This is a genomic window from Pandoraea horticolens (genome assembly GCF_902459555.1).
In the GTDB taxonomy this organism is placed as follows: Bacteria; Pseudomonadota; Gammaproteobacteria; order Burkholderiales; family Burkholderiaceae; genus Pandoraea; species Pandoraea horticolens.
Genome location: NZ_CABPSM010000058.1, coordinates 1 through 977, shown reverse-complemented (window position 1 = coordinate 977; position 977 = coordinate 1). Strand labels below are relative to the sequence as shown.

General features: G+C 49.9%; 1 pseudogene. It reads right to left on the bottom strand.

Going from position 1 to position 977, the window contains the following annotated elements:
• Positions 1-342: 342 nt before the first annotated feature.
• Positions 343-576, bottom strand: a pseudogene (locus tag PHO31112_RS27005) (integrase core domain-containing protein); the annotation flags it as partial.
• Positions 577-977: the final 401 nt, after the last annotated feature.

Below are 977 nucleotides of genomic sequence, written 5' to 3'. Positions count from 1 at the left end.
AAATATCACCAGGAACGATTGGCTTACTACGAAACAAGCTTTCCTTTTCCATTGAACACCTCCGATTCACTTGAAACTCATGGGCGCTGAGCCTTGGGTAAGGTCACATTCGCAACTGGCGTACAACCGGTAATCGCGAGTTGCCTTTTTCTTCACTTAGGAAACAGCGTTCCTGCGCATGCTGCGTGGGGACTCGAAACGCACCGCTTACCGGCAATCCCGGGGACGCGATCATCAGGGACTGCTGGTTTTATGGTCTCACTTACCATCTACAAAACCAACATCGTTGAAGCAGTGACATGTCCCCTTCGGTAGGGCCAACCGGCTTCTGGCAAAGTCCTTTTAACCCCGCTCCTGAAATGCGGCAGGAGCATCCGCTGTTGCCCGATGTTTCGCCGCGAACTCTGCCGGCGAAAGGTAATTCAGTGCGCTGTGAGGCCGTTTCTCGTTGTAGTCCAAGCGCCATGCAGCGATGACCGCGTGAGCATGCGCAAGACTCGTGAACCAGTGCTCGTTAAGGCATTCATCGCGGAACTTGCCGTTGAACGACTCGATGTATGCATTCCGCGTCGGCTCTGTTCCAGGAGGCAAGACCTGCGCTACCATTTGGTTGCTACGAACAGTCCTCAAGACCATCGCCGCTTGGTTGGCATTGGTATAAAAAATACATTATCAAAATCCCCAGAATCCCTATAGAAGATCGCCTGAAGGTGCAATCCACTACATTAGTTCCTGGATTTAAGCCGACGCCTGCCGTAATAATCCCCTTGATTTATAAAATCAAAGTTAATCGGTCATGGCTAATTCGTTAGGGTTCTGACTACTGAAATGCCACAATTCTTTGCTCCAACGGGGTTAAACGGGAGCTTTGTCTGCTTGGGCGATGCTATGTAGCTCATCGTCCCCTGATTAATAGTGGCGTTAGGTTTGAGTTCGGCAAGATCTACGATAATAATCTGGATTCGATTGTTGTCATC